This is a genomic window from Trinickia sp. Y13, assembly GCF_029522115.1.
GTDB lineage: Bacteria > Pseudomonadota > Gammaproteobacteria > Burkholderiales > Burkholderiaceae > Trinickia.
Genome location: NZ_JAKWFK010000008.1, coordinates 157,068 through 172,412, shown reverse-complemented (window position 1 = coordinate 172,412; position 15,345 = coordinate 157,068). Strand labels below are relative to the sequence as shown.

Below are 15,345 nucleotides of genomic sequence, written 5' to 3'. Positions count from 1 at the left end.
GCGTAAAGCGGCAACGCTACAGCGTAGCGTTCTGAATCGCGCCCGTATCGAGCGCGCGCGCGATCAACCCTTCGTCGCACGCTTTGCGGACGGCGTCGGCGATGAGTCTATCGGGCGCCGCCATTTCCGCCTTCAAGGTCCCGATCAGCCCGGATGCATCGAATACCACGAGCGTCTCGGCGGAGTCGCCGCGGCTGATGATGACGCGATGCGTCGACTCTCCCTCGCCGAGGCTGGCGCAAAAGTGCATGGTGCGTCCGTCGATTTGCTGCTCGAAGCTTTGAATCATTCGCAGGCCCTCCCTCTTGCGCACGGATCGAATATGACCACTCAAGCAAACTCCGTGCGCGCCGCAGCACAAATACGGCTAGAGGGATGGGCGCCTCGGCGCCCGAGCAGCGTCGATGCTCGCGCCGCCCGCGCCGGTGACGCAGAGCAGCAGAAAGCCGCCCGCCAGCCCGACATTTTTCCAAAAGTGAATAACCATGTCGTGCTGAAGCGCCGCATCGGTCACATTCCAGAAGTCGTGACCCAGCACGGCCGTCGCAAGAGTATAGACGGCCATGACGAGCCCGAGCGGACGAATCAAGAAACCGACGACGAGCAAGATCCCGCCGACCACCTCCACCGCCGTGGCGATAGGGGCGGCAATTTGCACGAACGGTACTCCCTTCGTATGCAAGTAGGCCACGAAGGCTCCGTAGGCGAGAACCTTCATCACGCCGGACCATAAAAACAGCACCGACAGCGCCAAACGTGCAATGAGAATGAATACCGAATCGACGGCTCGCGTCATGAATCCTGCCCTCCGGGTCCGCAAAAAGGAACCGCGCGCCTCGCGGGCGCGCGGACGTTGAAGGTCAGGATATGCGGTGCGGGCGGGTTTTCCAAGCGCGTCGTGCGCGACGCGCAAGCCCGCGGTTCAAGTGAAGCGGCGGCTCACGGCGCCACTTGCTCGACGCTGTGTTGACCGGAATCGCCGGCGCAGGCACGGATATCCGCGCAAGCGCGCGCGGGGCGCTGGCTCGACCCTTCCTCGCGCAAGCCGATCGCACTGAGCAACCGATACAGGGTAGCGCGCGAGATTCCAAGCTCGACCGCGGCATCGGAAAGGCTATAGGCATGGCGCGCGAGCGCTTCTCGCACAGCCGCACGCTCGGCATCGCAACGAATTTCCGCCAAGGTCCGCCCGACTTTGATCTCTACGCCAGGCAAGCCCAGATCCGCCGCGGTGATGAAGCGCCCCTCTGCCATCACGAGCGCTCGCCGCACACAGTTGATGAGCTCGCGTACGTTCCCCGGCCAGCCGTAGTGGTACATCGCCGCAATGGCGTCGCTCGAGAAGCCGCGAATCTTGCGTGCGCCATCGCCGCGGTGCAACTCGAGCGCGTACTGGGCGAGCAGCTTGATGTCTTCTCCGCGTTCGCGTAGCGGCGGTTCGTCCAGCCGCAGCACGCACAAACGATGATAAAGGTCCAAGCGGAACCGCCCGGCTTGGATCGCGCTCATGAGATCGACGTGGGTTGCCGAAATGACCCGCACGTCGACCTTGATCGGGCCGGCGCCGCCCAGACGCTCGACCGTGCCTTCCTGCAGGAAACGCAGCAGCACGGCTTGGCATTCCGGCGGCATATCGCCGATTTCATCGAGAAACAGGGTGCCGCCCGCGGCGGCTTCGATGCGGCCGATTTTTCGTTGCAGCGCACCGGTAAACGCACCGCGTTCGTGGCCGAACAGTTCCGATTGCAACAATGACGGAGGAATCGCCGCGCAGTTGATTGCAACGAACGGCTGCTTTGCGCGCGCCGACCGGTCGTGAATGGCTCGAGCCGTCAACTCTTTGCCGGTTCCAGACTCGCCCGCGATGAAAACCGGCGCTTCGTTGCGCGCGCACTTGTCGACGCCGCGGTTCAGTTGCTGCATCCTATCCGAGTGGCCGATCATCGCGCTGTCGGCAGGCGCCGGTTCTGCATGGCCCTCCGAAGCCCGTAACGTCCACAGACCATCGGCATGGCCGATCAGAATCGTGAGCCGCGCGTCGTGGCAAGGCTGCGTGACGAAATCGAAGCAATAATCGAGGATGAACCGACGAACCGCCTGTTCCTCGGCCTGTCCGGGTTGCACTTCGGCAATCCATGCGACTTCGGTGTCCGAAACGCACGCCTCCAACTCGGCCAGGTGCTGCGCGCTGCATGGCTCCGGCAATTGCACGAGCCCCACGTGAATCGCGCCGCGTGCAGCCGCCCGCTGCACTTGTTGCCGCGTCTGCGCGTGAACGACGTGCCACCCGGCTGCCATAAGCGCATCGATGCCCGCTGTGTCGGGTTCGAGCGAAACAAGAAGAACGCTGCGCTCTGCCCGCATCGTATTAAAAGCGGTGCTCATGTACTGCCCCCCCGTGTCGAAAGCGGTATGTGCCCGTGGGCACAATAACGCGTCGATTCGACGTTATCTTTGATCTCAATCAGTGCGCCGATGCACTTCACATCGACCCAGAGACCCGATCGGCATCGGCGTACCGTCTACCGCGGCGTTGCCTGCCAGCGCGCCTCGATGTGCATCCCGCGACGTCATCCGTATGACTACGTCGGAATCGTCGCGCCGATATACGCACCACCACCTCGGAATCTCTCGTTAGCGCTCCGGCAATGTGCCTGCCGGGCTTTTTTGCTTTCATGCAATGCAACATAGCGCCCAACCTTACGAAATACTATAGGAAAAAACGCCATCGGGCCGAATACGGAGTCGCAGTAGTTCTTACCGTTTTGTGTGGGCCGACGCTCGTTTCCGGGAAAAGTCCGTCGCTGCGGGCTCGCAGCCTGCGCCGGCGCACGCTGTCTCAACCATGCGACAGGCGGGGTGCAGGCGTTTTGGCGGCATTGCCTGGTCGCTTCATTTCGATCTGCCTGGCGCGGATAAGTACGTTTCATAAACGAAACATCGCACCGTATCGCCATCAAAGCGGTTCCCTCGATAGATTTAAAAGTCACTCCGCTTCCTATTCGATTTCGCAACATCGGCGACACAGCGGTTATTGCCTTGGCGCCGGGGCGAATCCGCCGCCGCTCACGGATAAGCCGGTTTTGCGACCAGCCCCGCGGCGGCTCGGTTTGTAGCAAAGCTGCGACAACACGGACGCCGGACAGTTGGGCGCACGCCCTGACGCGACGTTCGCCCTTTGATACTAAAGCGTTCCGTAACGGTTGGCATAGTCTTTGCATGGACACTTGCCCGCAGGTAGCGTACGACAGCCATGAGAACCACCCAGGCGAGGGCCGACACGAAATGGCGCAAGGCATGACTTGCAGGGGCTCCTTCGGCTTCGCTGCCGCTCGCATGAAGCGACGGCAGCGAAGCGCCGAGGGGCGCTGAAATATATGTGCGGGGTAGACGCCGCTGGTTTCAACCGGATCGCCGAGCGTCCCCGCTGGGCAAAACCGGACGTGCAGGTGTGTAGCTGGTATGCGCGGTGCGATCGCATACATCGGATTTGCCGTGCTCGGCCGGCTGCACGGTTTGCTGCTTATGCCGGCAGACAATCAGGGTAAGGAGCAACGCCAGAACCCCTGGAGTCCAATGCCCCACCCCTGGCTTCATCGTAGCTGCAACGGACTGCAAGGGCATCGCCCAAGCAACGACGAGCAACAGCCATTCGAAGCCGCGCGCGGAGTGCCGATACATATCCACTCCTAAGAAAGCTACGGGGATCGCGAGCCAAGCGAGATCGTAATAGAGCAGATATGGCTGAACAAGTAGCGTGCAGCAACACAATGCAGCGGCTTTCAGCTCGTACCTTGCACGCCCCGTCCATAGCCAGGCCGTCACTGCGCAAGCGGGGACTGCGACCGCTCCTTGTAGCCAATATGCCCACTGCGCAGACGCACCCGCTCTTCGCGCAGTAGCATAAATCGTCGGCATCCCGCGCCATATCTCGGGGTTATGCTCGATCCACGTATGTCGAAACCACGAGGCGGTATGTAGCCAGGCCGGCACCATATCACCGCCGAGCGCGACCGCGCTAACACCCCATAACAGAACCGAGCATACTGCCGCCGATGCGAAGCCGCGCCACTGCCGCGCGCAGATCAGTACAAGTGGGAATACAAGTCCTAGCTGCGGCTTCACGCCAAGAAGCCCGACAAAGATGCCAGCCAATATCGGTCGCGTAGGCATCAATGCGAGAGCAGCCGCGGCCGCAGCCGCCGTGAGAAGGGAGTTCTGCCCATAACAGAGCGCAAGCCAAAAACCGGGAAACGCCGCCACCGGAATGAGCGCCAGAGGTCCAACGGGGCGCACGATTCCCCACATGGATCGAAGATAGGCGGTTGTCCCAATCAAGCTGAAGGCGGTCAGCGCAACGTTCAAAGGCACGATCCCAAATGGCAGGAGAAAAATGAGAAATGTGGGTGGATATAGCCACGGCCCACTGGTCCCCGCGAAAAGTTTTCCGGATCGGACCGTTCGCTCGACGGCCATCATGAGATCCTGATTGAATACGGCTGCCGGGCCGTGCTTGAGCGCCACCGCCGCCGCACTCCAGTACACGGAAAAGTCGATTCCGAATCCCGCTTGCGGCGGCCCGGATCGCGCAAATGTGCTCCACGCCAGAGTTGCCGCAAAACTGAGTTCAATGGCGAGAACGACGCTCGAGCACAACGCAACCCGAAATAACCACGGCCGATAGAGTAGTCTCATGTCGTTCCTCGTCACAAGACGCGGTTTGTCTTTGCACTAAGCCTCAGACCTTGATCTACCCAGACAGCGCGCGATTCGTCGGGAACACAAAATACCGCGCCCCCGCATAGGCGACCGCGGTGTAGGTCAGCATTCCGTCAATCTGTACGAATAAGCTGCCTTGACTCAGCCGCCGCTCCAGCAGTACCACCACGAGCAGGTTCATCCCGTAGGCCACTAGCGTTGCCAGCAGGTAACGCAGCAAGGCAGATCCCACAGCGCCCCTGTGATAAAACGTCCACTTCCGGTTGAGCGCAAAGCTCCATAGGAACGCAACCGAGTAGCCAGCCGCATTGGCAGCGACATTGTCGAGGCCGAAGCAGCGCAGCGCGACCCAGATTACTGCGAAGCCGACTGCCGTGTTCGAAAAACCGACCAGCACGTACCGCACCGATGAATGAGAGAACGATCTGATGAGCGCCTTAGCCAGACGAGTAAGGTCCGGTCCCAACGCGGTGTGCAAAGCCCGTTCCGCCAAGCATTTCGGGCTGTTCATCACGAATCGGCCTTCAATACGGCAAGTAGCGAGACGCCAAACGGGAGCCCATAACGCGCGAGCCAGGACGATTCACTCTTGAAAATGCCGTATAGCACGGCATTCAACGGCTCAGCCGGCACCGCATCTCCACTCGATCTTCCGCGCCGAAGCAGCCGATCGCACAATCTGGCCGCCACCGCAAGCGGAAAGAGCAGCGTGTTGAAATAGGTGATGCGCTCGATGCGATAACCCGCTGCGTGCGCACACCTCGTCAACGATGCACGATCGTAGCGGCGACGATGATGAAGAAACTCGTCGTGCGCACTCCACAACCATTGATAGGCCGGTACCGTCAGTACAATCGATCCGCCTGGTGCCAGCAGCGCATGCATGCGCCTGAGCGTGCCCACGTCGTCCGAAATGTGTTCCAGACAGTCCAAGAAACAAATCAGATCGAAGGTTCCGTCATGGAATGGAATGTCATCGGGACAGCGTCCCCGGCGTATGTCGAAACGACCACTGGTCCGCTCAACGCTCATGGCGAGCGCGTCCGCATCCATCTCCAATCCGCTCACACTGCCGAATTCGGCCAGGAGCTCGAGATTTCCACCCGTGCCGGAGCCAACTTCGAGCACACGCGTTTGAGGCGTTAACTTGAGCTGGCGGAGTATCGAACAAAGGATGTCTCGCCGGCCACGGAACCACCAGTGCTCGAGCTCGGTATCCGCCATTTCCAAATAGGCTTCCGGTGACATGACCCTCTCCTTTCAGGTTAGCGACCCATCCGCGCATCCGTCATCGCGCGCCTGCGTGGGACGTGCAGCGCCGTTACGTTGCGCGCGCCGGCCTCGCCGCGTCGCACGGGTAACGCACGCACGTTGTCGTTCGCTTGATAGCGCCGCCGCACGATGTAAATCGGGCGTTCTTTGGTCTCGTGATAGATGCGTCCGACATACTCGCCCACCACACCGATGCCGACCAGTTCGATCCCGCCCAGGAAAAGCATGATCGAAAGCAGTGAAGCGTATCCAGGCACGGGGTTCCCGAACAGGATAGTGCGCCCGACAATCGTCCCACCGTAGCAAAAGGCGAGCGCCGCCATCGCGAGCCCGATATACGTCCAACTGCGCAGCGGTATCGTGCTGAAGCTTGTGATCCCTTCGAGGGCAAAATTCCAGAGCCGCCATCCGGAGAACTTCGACTTCCCCGCTGTGCGGGGCTCACGTTGATATTCGACGATGACGGTCCGAAAACCGACCCATGCGAACAGCCCCTTCATAAAGCGGTGCCGCTCCGGCAGACTTCGCAAAGCGTTGACGACTGAACGGTCCATCAGGCGAAAATCCCCGACGTTTTCGGGCAGCTTGATTTCAGAAAGCGCGTTATGGACGCGATAGTAGAGCGCGGCTGTCGTGCGTTTCAGAAACGTATCGCAAGCCCGATCACTTCTTTTCGCTGCGACGACCTCCGCCCCTTGCAGCCAATGCTCGATCATGACCGGAATCAGGCTAGGCGGGTCCTGCAAGTCGGCGTCGATGGGAATCACGGCGTCACCCGAAGCTTCCTCGATACCGGCCGTCAGTGCAGCCTCCTTGCCGAAATTTCGCGTGAAATCGAGCACACGCACGCGCTTGTCGCTCGTCGCAACTTGCACGAGCTTGTCCAGTGTGCCGTCGATGCTGCCATCATTGATGCAGACGATCTCGAACCTTATCGATTCGATCGTCTCCAGAAACGGCACGATGTTGGCAAAGAACCCGTCAACCGCCTCGACTTCGTTATAAAACGGCACCACTAGCGAAATCAATGGTTTGCCGATAGGTGCGTCCATGTTAGCCCCCGTTATTCCGACTCTGCGCTGCATTGAAACCATATGTGTCATCACGAGCCACGCCCTGCGCGGCGGCCACGTTTTCGGCTCGTGAAAATGCCCCCTCGGCTGTTGCACGCATACGCCGCGGGATAAGCAGCAACGCGCACAGCAAGATGACCGGGCCGATCTGGGGCAGATTCAAATACGGATTGAAGTACTCATAGAGTGGCAACAACCACGCGAGCCCAAGAATCGACTGCTCGCCCCGCAGCCACCCTTTCTCGAACCCCAGCGATACCAGGCATGTCAGCGCGATGCCGAGCCAGGTAAGCTCGTAGTGCCATACGTAAGGATTAGCGATCAACGCCGAAATGAGCAGAACCGAACAACGCAGTCGCGTATCTTTTGTTCTACGCCAGACATGACATGCCGCCGCTATCGCGGCGATCGCCACCCATGCCTGCCCAAACTGCGCGAGCGCGAGTCCGGCACCGTTGATGCGCAGCGCAGCGAACGTCGTGGGTGACGCAAGCCAAAAATGGAAATAATGCTGGATGACGACGCTGCGCTGAATATCGGCGTTGAGAAGGAACAGATGCACCGTCTCCACGCCGCCGGCAAGCACGCCGAGCGCGGTAATCGACAACGCACTGATCGCAGCGGCCACGAACGTTCGCCAAGCCCCTGCAGCGATCAAAACAAAAGGAAAGACGATCGCCATCTGCGGCTTGATCGCGAGCAAGCCTATGCAAAAGCCGGCCAGCACAGGTTTGCGATCGGCCCAGTGCACGGCGAGCGCGGCGAACGCCGCCGTAAGCAACGAATTCTGCCCCGCGAGAGCCGCCACGAACACGCTCGGCGAACCCGCCACGAACAGCGCTGCCAGGCGCGGTCTCCCGATCGTCCGGGCAAGCCCTGAGATGCGCAACGTCGCACCGGTGAACCATAGCGCACTGACACCGATGAACAAGACGTAGGAGACGGCTAGTGGAAGCAATGCAAGCGGCGCGACGACAAAAAGGAACGCCGGCGGATACAGCCAAGGCAGAAAGTGGCTCGATTGGACGCCAGGTAGGAACATCGCTTCGGCCTTCGCCAAAGCGAGGTGGTTATACACTTGCCACGGCGAACCGTGGAGCATCATGTGCGAAGCCACCCAGAAAACCGCGAAGTCGACGCCGGGACGGCCAACATCCGATCTGTCGAAGCCGTGTGTCGACCACGCCCAGGCGCCCAGCACGATCGCATAGATCACGATCATGGTGCAGCTGTAGAGCAGCAACCGACTCTGCGTCAACCATCCGTGCACGCAGTTGCCAGCGCCGCGCGCCCCCCGACACAAACCGTACATATCATTCGCCTTATATGGCCATCACCCGAAATGCGATGAGCCGGTCCGTAATGATTTTTCTTCTTTCTCGTATATAGCGTGATTTCGTCCGCAATACCGACGCACGAATCACCTGGCTCATTGTTGGCAGAAACCAATCGGGCTTTCAAGAGAGTTTTCCCGTTGGGAATACGACTCGTGCTACAGCTACGTGCGGTAGCGCACGCACGCCTACTCGGGCGGAAATCGCCGGTACGCCGGGGGCACGTTTCAACATCGATACATTTCCGTCCATCTCGTTTCCGGGCAGCCTGCGACGTGCTCGAAGGATTATGGGAGTTCGAGTCGATACACCTTGGCGCTAGTTAATCGAGCCAGCCCGAGAACAATTAGTCACTCACGCGCTACGCAGTTAAACCCGCCCTAGCCTCCAATTGCCTCGAAGTTGTCGCAGGCCTGAGACAGTTCATCCACAAATCGTGCGAGCCGCGGTCGTAGGCTTTGCGGGAAGCCTTGAACATCAAGGGATTGGCGGCGTTGGTCCAGACCTTGCGATGGTAGCCGCGCAGTCGACGGCGTGATGACCCAGTGATTCGAACCACTCGACAAAGACCGAGCCGAAGAGCCACAAATGGGCGTTACCCGCGGGGAGGAACCTTCCTGTTCCCGCCACCCATCTGGATGGCGGGAACGAGGCAGGGACCTCGGGGAATCGCCGACTGACAAGTTGGCATCGGTCTGGATCAGATGCCGGAGAAAAGCGCTGAACACCCGGGGGGGGATCAGCATGAGGACCACGAATCGACACGGTGTATCTCCTGTCGCAACGGCGAGAGGAGTCGCACGCATCAAGCGCATTGTCCGCAATGCCCTCGCGGTAGCCCGCCATTGCGCAGGGCCTGCAGCTTCAGCACGCCTTGGTCAGCATCGAGCAACACGAACAAGTGTGCGCGATGTTGGCCCCTCTACCTGTTCACGCACCAGTTGCGATCTCGCTATACGCACGCATACGTCGACAGGCAAATTGCCCAGGTTTTTTCCGCAGCACCTATAGCAGTACCTTCCCGAAGCCAATCCCGGCAAGGGCCTTGTCACTCCGTATCTCATGGAGAGTTAGAAAATGCAAACCATCATCAACCAAGCAAAGCGTTTCCTTCGCGACGAAGACGGCGCCACGATGGTCGAGTACGCGCTCATGCTCGCCCTCATTGCCGTCGTCTGTATCGTGGCCGTTACGGCGATCGGCACCGGCGCGAATGGCATGTTCAACAAAGTCGCGAACGATCTTTGACGAGCTTGGGCGGACGAAGCCGTTTAACCGCTTCGCCCGCCATGTTCTAGAACGTAGCTGTTCTTTCTCATCTAACCGAGACCCTACAGCTCTTTTGGAAGGAGAGTACAAATGCAACGCTTTCTCACCCAGGCAAAGCACTTCATCCGCGACGAGGACGGCGCCACCATGGTCGAGTATGCACTGATGCTCGCCCTGATTGCGGTGGTTTGTATCGTGGCCGTCACAGCAATCGGTACCGGTGCGAACGGCATGTTCACCTCGATCGCGAACGATCTTTGATCGGTAGCAATGCATACATGCATCGGGGTGAAGGCAAATGGCCTTTAGCAAGACGAACGAACAAGCTCAAAAAGCGTTCGTTCGTTTGAATCAAACAATTGTGAACTCACTGGCAATTTGCCGAAGGAGTGAATCGTGAATGCAAATGCCTTCTTTAAACGCCCCATCGTGCAGGATCTGGTGGGCCCGCTCCGGCGCTCGCGCCCCGTTGTCGTGACGAAGGCGTTTCTCCACGAGGACGGCGGCGCAACGATGGTCGAGTACGCGTTCATGGTCATGCTGATCGCGATCGTCTGCGTTGCGACCGTTTCCACGATCGGTTCAAAGCTGAACACCGTCTACAACACCGTCGCCAATGATTTTTGACCAATGGCTCCAATGCAGCAAAGCGCGATCACGGCGCCCCGCTGCAAGCCAACCAACTGGACCGAGGCTCTCGATGTTGACCGTACCGCTTCCCACCCAGCCGATCCCGCTTCTCGTCGTGGGACTGGTCGTCGTCACCGCGAGCACCGACATCGTGTGCCGTCGCATCCCGAACCTCGTGATTGCGACGGGCCTGCTTGCCGCATTCGTGGTTCAGGCGTGCCTCCACGGGCCTGTGTCGGGTGTCGGCGATGCGCTCGCGGGCATGTTCACCGGTTTCGCCTTGCTGATTCCGTTGTATCTGCTGCGCGCCACCGCGGCCGGTGACGTCAAGCTGCTCGCGATGATCGGCGCATGGATCGGCCCAGCCATGATCCTCTACGTTGCGCTCACGGCCTTCGTCATTGGTGGCGTTTGGTCGATCGTCTGGACGCTGTTTCGAGGTCGCATGCAGCAGTTTCTCTTGAACCTCTGGTCGATCACGCATGGAGGCTGGCGGCTGCAACAAGACGGATCGAACGATACATCAGGCATCAAATCAGTCGGAACCCTGCCCTACGGCGTAGCCATCGCCGCCGGCACGCTGGTCACGCTCTTCATGTCTGTGGTGTAGCGATCGAAAGAAAAGGACGTTTCGGAGAAGGAACCGGGCGAGCAACGTTTCTCACGGTTTCAGGCCAGCTAAAAACTATCGGGGGTTGGACATGGACGGACACAACATCGAACAGGGCAGCTCGGCGCAAATCACGCGCCTGCCTGAGCCGCCTGTCTTGCGCGCGCGTAATGCGGAGACATCGCCCGTCGCGCTGCGTGCGCCGCGCACGTTGGAGGACACCGGCTTGCCTCCCACGTTCGTCGGCCGGCTCGTGCTGAAGTCCACGTTTCTGAACGGCAAGTCCACGTTCTCCGATTTGTCCGAGCGCCATCGTCTGCCCATCGCCGTACTCGAAGACGTGCTGTCGTTCCTGGTGCGTGAGCATCTCGCGGAGATCACTCACCGCGGCGCGACCGACATCGACGTGACGCTACGCCTCACCGACGCGGGCCGCACGCTCGCCGCCGAAGAGTTGGCACGCTGCAGCTATTGTGGCCCCGCTCCCATCGCATTCGAGCAATACGCGGAGGTCGTACGCGAACATTCGGTGCGTCGGCAGCGCATCACGCATGCCGACGTCGATGCCGCATTCGAAGATGTGCGCGTCAATCGCGAGTTGCTGGACAGCGCGGCGGCGTCATTGAATGCTGGACGTCCACTGCTGATGTATGGCCCAGCCGGTAGCGGCAAGACCTTCATCGCCGAGCGGCTCGGCAAACTGCTGCGCGGCGATGTGCCGATCCCCTATGCGCTGTTCATCGGCGGTGAAATCGTGCAGATCTACGACCCGCTCGTCCATCGCGACGCGCCTGCGACAGCGCAAATGGCGATCGGCGACAAACGATGGCGGCTATGTCGCCGGCCGGTCATGATATCCGGGGGCGAACTGACGCTCGAAGGGCTCGATCTTCGTTACGACGTCAACGCAGGCTTCTATCAGGCACCGCCGCATCTGAAGGCCAACATGGGCCTATACATCGTCGACGACCTCGGGCGTCAGCGCGTAGCGGCTCACGAGCTGCTCAATCGCTGGATCATGCCGCTCGATCGCAGCATCGACCTCTTCACGCTTCGGTCGGGAACGCGCTTCACGGCACCGTTCGACGTCTGGCCGGTATTTTCGAGCAATCTCGATCCGGCTCAGATCGGAGATGAAGCATTCCTGCGCCGCCTCGGCTCGAAACTGCAAATCGGCCCGCTTTCACTCGACGACTATCGCGCCGTTTTCGATGCATGTTGCGCATCGGTCGGCTTCAAGATGCGGCAGTCGGCGTTCGACTATTTGTTGCACGACCTGCACATGGCGACGAACAAGCCATTTCTTGCGTGCTATCCGCGCGACCTGATCCAACTGCTTGCCGCTTCCGCAGACTATCGCGGGGCAGCGCGTGAAGTGACCGAGGACGGGCTCCTCGAAGCGTGGCAGAGCTATTTCGGCGAAGTCGGAATGCGTACCGGACCTCATCCGCCCGCCGTGAAGCAACCCGATAAACGAACGGCGGCGCGTTGAACCGCGCTCGTCCCTTGATCCACCAGGAGTCTCGTCATGAAAAACAGTCGCGCTCTCATCATGCTGGCGGTGGCCATGGTCACCGGCCTTGCGGCGGTCGTATTCGCATCCAGATGGCTGATTCACACCTCGTCGAGTGCACTCACACCCGTCGCCGTCGCGAGGGATGACATCAATCTCGGCCAGCCGCTCAACGTCAACATGATCCGCATCGTCAACTGGCCGACCGGCAGCGTCCCGCCGGGGGCGTTCACCGATGTCAAACCGCTCGACGGACGCGTGCTCCGCACGAGCCTCGCTCGAGGAGAGCCCGTGCTCGAAACGAAGCTCGCGCCGATCGGCACGAAAGGCGGCCTCTCCGCGGTGATCGAAAAAGGCGACCGGGCCATCACGGTTCGAGTGAACGACGTGGTGGGCGTGGCGGGCTTCGCCTTGCCGGGCAACTATGTCGACGTCATCGTGAACACGCAAGAGCCCGGGAAAGGCGACCAGCAGAGCATTTCGAAAATCGTGCTCGAAAAGATTCTGGTCTTGGCTGTCGCGCAGCAGGTGAGCCGCGACGACACCCAACCGAAGGTCGTCAACGCGGTCACGCTTCAAGTGTCGCCGGATCAAGCGGAAAAACTCGATCTCGCACGCAGCGTCGGCACCCTATCGCTCGTGTTGCGCAACCAAGTGGACAAAGACCAGCTCGCGACGAACGGGGCGACCAAGCTCACGCTGCTCGGCCACCCCGCCCCTGTCGCTGCCTCGGCGCCGGTTGCGACGACACGCGTGCGCTATGTCGCAGCACGCCCGGCCCCTCACGCGAAGCGCGACTGCGTCGGTGTGCTTTCCGGGGTGACAGGCAGCGAAGAATGCTTCTAGCGATGAACGCCGCGCACGCGAGGACCGATAGGCGTGCGCACGTGAAAAGCACATAACACCGCGGCATCAGTTAGCCAATTACAGGTATCACAGACATCAGTAACCGGGGGCATCGAAAAATGGAAACGAGAACGGGGTTGATTTTGGGCGGGGGCCCGCGGCGCTGCAAGACCGGCAGCGCGGTATTGACGGCTCTCGTCGCAGCGGGGGTGATGAGCATGCAGCCCGTCGTCGCCAAAGAGCCGACCAAGGGCAACGCGGACCCAAAGGCGGGCGCATCAGCCGCCACGCAGCCGCTGCGGGGTCCGAATTGCAGGGGCGAAGTGCGCGAAGGAACGAGCGTCGTCGTGCCGGTCGGGAAGTCGACCCTCGTTTCGCTCGATGAACCGACACTCGCGCGCACGATCGGCAATCCGGTAGTTGCACAGGCGACGCTGGTATCGCCGCGCACGTTGTATATCGTCGGAATGTCCGTCGGCACGACCAACATGATCATCCAAGGGCGCAGCGGTACCTGCCAGATGATCGATGTCATGGTCGGTATCGACGCCGATGGGCTGCAACATGCGCTCAGGCAACTGATGCCTGCCGAACGCGGCATTCGCGTCACGACCGCGGCGGGCAACCTGGTGCTGTCGGGCGATGTATCGAGCGCACCCGCCGCCCAGCAGGCAATGCAAATCGCCAACGCCTACGCGTCGTCACAGCCCACCCAGCAATCGCAATCGAGCACATCGAATGCCGGAGGCGCCAGTTCGACTCAGCAAATTTCGAGCTCGGGCGGCTCGACGGGCGTGCTCAACATGATGACAGTCGATTCGCCGCAGCAAGTCATGCTCGAGGTGAAGGTTGCCGAAGTGGCGAAGACGGTCGTCAATCAGCTTGGTTCGTCGCTCAACCTTCAGGGCGGCTTCGGAAGCTGGACCGGCGCCTTGGTGAGCAGCTTGCTGACCGGCGCACAGACGGTCATCGCGGGCAGCAAGGCGAACAAGCTGCCCTTCTCGGGAGCAATCGATGCGCAGAAGACCGACGAGCTGACCAAGATTCTCGCCGAGCCGAACCTCGTGACGGTCAGCGGTCAGGAAGCCTCGTTCCTGGCCGGCGGCCGCGTGTTCATTCCGGTACCGCAAAGCAACTCGAACGGCGGAACGACGATCACGCTGCAAGAAGAGGAGTTCGGCGTGGGCCTGAAGTTCACGCCGACGGTGCTGGCCAATGGCCGCATCAACCTGAAGGTGGCCCCGGAAGTATCGGAGCTGTCGCCCACGGGCGTTGCGGTGAGCGCGGCGGGCACGAGTGCGACGGCGGTCCTTCCGCTCATCACGACGCGCCGGGCGGCGACGACGGTACAGATGAACGACGGCGAGTCGTTCGCTATCGGCGGCCTCATCGGCAACAACATCACCGGCACGTTGAAGGCGCTTCCGGGTTTGGGCGAGTTACCTGTCATCGGTGCATTGCTGCGCAGCACGAACTTCCAGCAGGACCGTACCGAGCTCGTGTTCATCATCACGCCGCATCTCGTCAAACCCATGGCGAACCCGAATCTTCCGTTGCCGACCGACACCTTCACGCAACCGAGCGAGGCGGATATCTACGCGACCGGCAACATGGAAGGTCGAGGCGCCAAGCAGCGCATGGCCCCCGCCGCGGTACCGGGCGCGTCGAACGCACCGGCAAGTTCGTCGACGCAGTCGCTTGCGGCGCCGGCGGGCACCTCGACGCCACCGAGCACTCCGCCATCCAGTTCGACGACGCAACCGCCCGCGGCGATAGCGCCCAATGAAACCGAATCGGCAACGTCCACACCCGTTCCGTCACCGGCCGTGTCACAGCCCGTACCGACTGCCGACATCACTGCCGCACTCCTGCCCCACTCGGAATCTGGCAGGCCGACCACGCCTCACACATCACCGTCAGCGCCTGCGACACAGTCTCCAACCACGGATGCGGCAGCAATCGACGACGACGCGGCTCGCATTGATCGCATCGAACGGACTGCGGCACGCCTGGACGCAGATCAAAAGCGCGGCGAGCTCGCGATGTCGAAGGAATCGAACGGTTCAGCCAAGCAGTAAC

At 60.8% G+C, this 15,345-nt stretch carries 15 protein-coding genes; 7 read left to right on the top strand and 8 right to left on the bottom strand.

Annotated features, from left to right (window positions below; genetic code table 11):
* Nucleotides 1–16 precede the first annotated feature (16 nt).
* The 8 genes from MMB74_RS16090 to MMB74_RS16055 all read right to left on the bottom strand — a co-directional run bounded on the left by MMB74_RS16090 (nt 17) and on the right by MMB74_RS16055 (nt 8,376).
* Nucleotides 17–289: a hypothetical protein gene (locus tag MMB74_RS16090; RefSeq protein WP_277429650.1), complete on the bottom strand. Its 273-nt coding sequence runs from the start codon at nt 287–289 to the stop codon at nt 17–19.
* A gap of 78 nt (nt 290–367) precedes the next feature.
* Nucleotides 368–796, bottom strand: a complete 429-nt coding sequence (locus MMB74_RS16085) for a DoxX family protein (protein WP_277429649.1) — start codon at nt 794–796, stop codon at nt 368–370.
* A gap of 143 nt (nt 797–939) precedes the next feature.
* Nucleotides 940–2,385 (bottom strand): sigma-54 dependent transcriptional regulator, encoded by a 1,446-nt coding sequence (locus MMB74_RS16080; protein ID WP_277429648.1) that lies wholly within the window; start codon nt 2,383–2,385, stop codon nt 940–942.
* A 1,017-nt stretch (nt 2,386–3,402) separates the two neighbouring features.
* A complete protein-coding gene (locus tag MMB74_RS16075) occupies nt 3,403–4,695 on the bottom strand; it encodes a glycosyltransferase family 87 protein (protein WP_277429647.1) in 1,293 nt (430 codons plus the stop codon).
* A gap of 55 nt (nt 4,696–4,750) precedes the next feature.
* Entirely contained in the window at nt 4,751–5,230 is a 480-nt protein-coding gene (locus MMB74_RS16070) for a GtrA family protein (protein ID WP_277429646.1), read from the bottom strand.
* Nucleotides 5,230–5,967 (bottom strand): class I SAM-dependent methyltransferase, encoded by a 738-nt coding sequence (locus MMB74_RS16065; RefSeq protein ID WP_277429645.1) that lies wholly within the window; start codon nt 5,965–5,967, stop codon nt 5,230–5,232. The genes MMB74_RS16070 and MMB74_RS16065 overlap by 1 nt, the downstream gene beginning before the upstream one ends.
* 17 nt (nt 5,968–5,984) lie before the next feature.
* Nucleotides 5,985–7,043, bottom strand: a complete 1,059-nt coding sequence (locus MMB74_RS16060) for a glycosyltransferase family 2 protein (RefSeq protein WP_277429644.1) — start codon at nt 7,041–7,043, stop codon at nt 5,985–5,987.
* A gap of 1 nt (nt 7,044) precedes the next feature.
* Entirely contained in the window at nt 7,045–8,376 is a 1,332-nt protein-coding gene (locus tag MMB74_RS16055; protein ID WP_277429643.1) for a glycosyltransferase family 87 protein, read from the bottom strand.
* Nucleotides 8,377–9,475: 1,099 nt separating this feature from the next.
* On the opposite strand from MMB74_RS16055, the gene MMB74_RS16050 reads away from it, so the two are divergent.
* From MMB74_RS16050 to MMB74_RS16020, 7 genes are all read left to right on the top strand, one after another.
* Nucleotides 9,476–9,646 (top strand): Flp family type IVb pilin, encoded by a 171-nt coding sequence (locus MMB74_RS16050; protein WP_277429642.1) that lies wholly within the window; start codon nt 9,476–9,478, stop codon nt 9,644–9,646.
* Between the two features lie 111 nt (nt 9,647–9,757).
* Nucleotides 9,758–9,928 (top strand): Flp family type IVb pilin, encoded by a 171-nt coding sequence (locus MMB74_RS16045; protein WP_277429641.1) that lies wholly within the window; start codon nt 9,758–9,760, stop codon nt 9,926–9,928.
* 135 nt (nt 9,929–10,063) lie between these two features.
* The gene (locus tag MMB74_RS16040; RefSeq protein ID WP_277429640.1) at nt 10,064–10,294 is read left to right on the top strand and encodes a Flp family type IVb pilin; all 231 of its coding nucleotides are present in this window, start codon (nt 10,064–10,066) and stop codon (nt 10,292–10,294) included.
* Nucleotides 10,295–10,367: 73 nt separating this feature from the next.
* Nucleotides 10,368–10,907 carry a prepilin peptidase gene (locus MMB74_RS16035; protein ID WP_277429639.1) on the top strand — a complete coding sequence of 180 codons (540 nt, stop codon included), beginning with the start codon at nt 10,368–10,370 and terminating at the stop codon, nt 10,905–10,907.
* A gap of 91 nt (nt 10,908–10,998) precedes the next feature.
* A complete protein-coding gene (locus MMB74_RS16030) occupies nt 10,999–12,399 on the top strand; it encodes an ATP-binding protein (protein ID WP_277429638.1) in 1,401 nt (466 codons plus the stop codon).
* Between the two features lie 36 nt (nt 12,400–12,435).
* The gene (cpaB, locus tag MMB74_RS16025) at nt 12,436–13,266 is read left to right on the top strand and encodes a Flp pilus assembly protein CpaB (protein WP_277429637.1); all 831 of its coding nucleotides are present in this window, start codon (nt 12,436–12,438) and stop codon (nt 13,264–13,266) included.
* Between the two features lie 119 nt (nt 13,267–13,385).
* Nucleotides 13,386–15,344, top strand: coding sequence for a pilus assembly protein N-terminal domain-containing protein (locus MMB74_RS16020; protein ID WP_277429636.1), 1,959 nt, complete (start codon nt 13,386–13,388; stop codon nt 15,342–15,344).
* Nucleotide 15,345: the final 1 nt, after the last annotated feature.

Excerpts from the sequence above, each read along its gene's own strand:
- MMB74_RS16035 (WP_277429639.1), top strand. The coding sequence starts at position 10,368 with ATGTTGACCGTACCGCTTCCCACCCAGCCGATCCCGCTTCTCGTCGTG.
- MMB74_RS16070 (WP_277429646.1), bottom strand. The coding sequence starts at position 5,230 with ATGAACAGCCCGAAATGCTTGGCGGAACGGGCTTTGCACACCGCGTTG.
- MMB74_RS16085 (WP_277429649.1), bottom strand. The coding sequence starts at position 796 with ATGACGCGAGCCGTCGATTCGGTATTCATTCTCATTGCACGTTTGGCG.
- MMB74_RS16090 (WP_277429650.1), bottom strand. The coding sequence starts at position 289 with ATGATTCAAAGCTTCGAGCAGCAAATCGACGGACGCACCATGCACTTT.
- MMB74_RS16030 (WP_277429638.1), top strand. The coding sequence starts at position 10,999 with ATGGACGGACACAACATCGAACAGGGCAGCTCGGCGCAAATCACGCGC.
- MMB74_RS16065 (WP_277429645.1), bottom strand. The coding sequence starts at position 5,967 with ATGTCACCGGAAGCCTATTTGGAAATGGCGGATACCGAGCTCGAGCAC.
- MMB74_RS16055 (WP_277429643.1), bottom strand. The coding sequence starts at position 8,376 with ATGTACGGTTTGTGTCGGGGGGCGCGCGGCGCTGGCAACTGCGTGCAC.
- cpaB (WP_277429637.1), top strand. The coding sequence starts at position 12,436 with ATGAAAAACAGTCGCGCTCTCATCATGCTGGCGGTGGCCATGGTCACC.
- MMB74_RS16060 (WP_277429644.1), bottom strand. The coding sequence starts at position 7,043 with ATGGACGCACCTATCGGCAAACCATTGATTTCGCTAGTGGTGCCGTTT.
- MMB74_RS16050 (WP_277429642.1), top strand. The coding sequence starts at position 9,476 with ATGCAAACCATCATCAACCAAGCAAAGCGTTTCCTTCGCGACGAAGAC.
- MMB74_RS16080 (WP_277429648.1), bottom strand. The coding sequence starts at position 2,385 with ATGAGCACCGCTTTTAATACGATGCGGGCAGAGCGCAGCGTTCTTCTT.
- MMB74_RS16075 (WP_277429647.1), bottom strand. The coding sequence starts at position 4,695 with ATGAGACTACTCTATCGGCCGTGGTTATTTCGGGTTGCGTTGTGCTCG.
- MMB74_RS16020 (WP_277429636.1), top strand. The coding sequence starts at position 13,386 with ATGGAAACGAGAACGGGGTTGATTTTGGGCGGGGGCCCGCGGCGCTGC.
- MMB74_RS16045 (WP_277429641.1), top strand. The coding sequence starts at position 9,758 with ATGCAACGCTTTCTCACCCAGGCAAAGCACTTCATCCGCGACGAGGAC.